At 66.2% G+C, this 1,954-nt stretch carries 3 protein-coding genes; all 3 read left to right on the top strand.

Annotated features, from left to right (window positions below; genetic code table 11):
• Positions 1–675: hypothetical protein (locus VMR03_RS02950; RefSeq protein ID WP_325402121.1), on the top strand; the 675-nt coding region annotated here is incomplete at its 5' end.
• Positions 676–677: 2 nt separating this feature from the next.
• On the top strand, positions 678–1,346 hold the full coding sequence (locus VMR03_RS02945) for a hypothetical protein (RefSeq protein ID WP_325402119.1): 669 nt from the start codon (positions 678–680) through the stop codon (positions 1,344–1,346).
• 290 nt (positions 1,347–1,636) lie between these two features.
• Positions 1,637–1,954 (top strand): AEC family transporter (locus VMR03_RS02940; protein ID WP_325402117.1); only part of this gene is annotated, 318 nt, incomplete at its 3' end.

Raw genomic sequence — 1,954 nt, 5'->3', positions numbered from 1 at the left:
GCCTCCTCGCTCGACCAGACATTGAACGGGCTCGGCATCGCGACGCAGGCCGCGCCCGACGCCGCGCGGGCCGAGGGCGCGCTCGACGAGGTGCGGGTCTGGCAACCGCTCCTCTGGCTCGGGTCTCTCGGCATCGTTTTTCTCGTCGTCACCGGCGTCGCCGCGCTCTGCATTCATTTCGCGGCAGAGGCCCTTCGCCGCATCTTCCAGGCCCGCGATTTCGGCCAGCGTCGCCGCGACATGGCTCGTCTCGCGGCGCTCGAGGCCGAGCATGACGAACTCCGGCACAAGCTTTCGGAAATGGAAGGCGCGGAGAACCGCCGCCATCTTCTCTGGACGGGCCTGATGCGCGAGGCCCGCGATTACGAGCAGGGGCTCGACGAGGCGCGGCGTGGGATGGCCGCGCAAGCCGCGCCCGCGCGCAAGCTCCTTGGCGGACGGCGCGACGAGGCATCTGTCTTCGGCAGCATGAGCGACAAGCTCAAGGGCTGCGACGCCTCGCGCGACGTGGCGCGTTACGAGCGCCTCTTCGACGAATGGTGGGAGCGCCGCTCGCGCAATGCGATGAAGGCCGGGCCGACGACACGGATTGAAATCGCGCGCGAGCCTGCCGGCGAGTTGCTGCCGCCGGCCAGGGCCTCGCGCCGCATCGCGATCGAAACGGCGGCCGAGTAGAGATGCGCCGCGCGATTCTCGTCTTCTGCGTCATGGCCGGTTTTGCGTCTCCCGCCTTTGCGGATGCCGTGCCCCGGCCGCACACCGTCGTCATCGGTCTCGATCTCTCGCAGAGCAATCCGCTGATCAAGGACAGCGCCTATGCGGCGCGCGCCGGCGCGCGGGTTGCCGAGGAGTTGAAGACGCTCCCTCTCAAATCGAGGGTGATGGTCCGCACCTTCGGCAGCTACGACGGCAGCGCCAACGGCCTCAAGATCGATCAGGTGATTTCCGCCCATGCGAGGCCCGACGTCGTCGCGCAAGGTATCTCGACGCTGATCGCCAACGTTCCGAAGCTCGTCGCGGAGGGGAAGCTCAAGGCGCAGGGCTTCACCAACATCGTCCCCTTTCTTGAGACCGAAGCCGAGATCGTCGATTGCCGGACGAACGAGGTTCATGTCGTCCTCCTGACCGACGGCTTCGAGGATTCCGAATATGCGCATCTGACGCGGAAGGGCGGCCATCTGCCGCCGCCGTCTTCCGCCTTGTTCGACGGTTGCGAGGCGCTGACGATTTTGGGATTGGGCCAGGGAAGCGGCAGCCCGAGCGCGACGACCCATCTGCGCAAGGAATGGCAGGCCTATGCGGAGCGGGCGGGTTTCCGGCGGTTCACGGGGCTTTACGATTGGTGAGGTTGCGGTAGCGGCTGTGTTTTCCCATCCCCCACCCTCCGCTCGCTTGCGCTCGCTCCTCCCTCCCCCTTCCCGTCGATATCCCTCCGTATCCTTGAAGCGGTCGGGCGGGAAGGGGGAGGGATGCGAAGGCTCGGCTTGGGCTTGTCCCAAGCCTTAGCCGAAGCCGGGTGGGGGAAGGGGGAGCAGGACGGCAGGCGAGGCCCCGAAGAGCGCATCCGTCCGCGAATTGACGTCATACCCCGTGCACCCTAGGTTCGGCCTGTCGTTCTTCCTGCCTCGGATATTTCATGGGATATGCGCTGAGCCTCGTGCTGCCGATCTTCGGTGTGATCGGCCTCGGCTATCTCGCCGTGCGCTCGAAGTTGATGAGCGACGCGGCGATCGACGGGCTCGACACCTATGTCTTCACCTTCGGCATCCCGTTCCTGCTCTTCCGCAACATCGCGCGGACGGAGATGCCCGATATGCTGCCCTGGGGGCTCTGGCTTTCCTATTACGGCGCGATGCTCGCCGTCTGGGCGATCGGCTCGCTGATCGCGCGTTTCGCGTTGAAGCGGAATTTCGGCGAGGCGGTGGTCATCGGCTTCGGCGGCGGACAGGGCAAT

This window comes from Parvibaculum sp. (assembly GCF_035511255.1).
In the GTDB taxonomy this organism is placed as follows: domain Bacteria; phylum Pseudomonadota; class Alphaproteobacteria; order Parvibaculales; family Parvibaculaceae; genus Parvibaculum.
The sequence above is the reverse complement of the archived record's forward strand: the minus strand, read 5'-3'. Positions and strand labels throughout refer to the sequence as shown.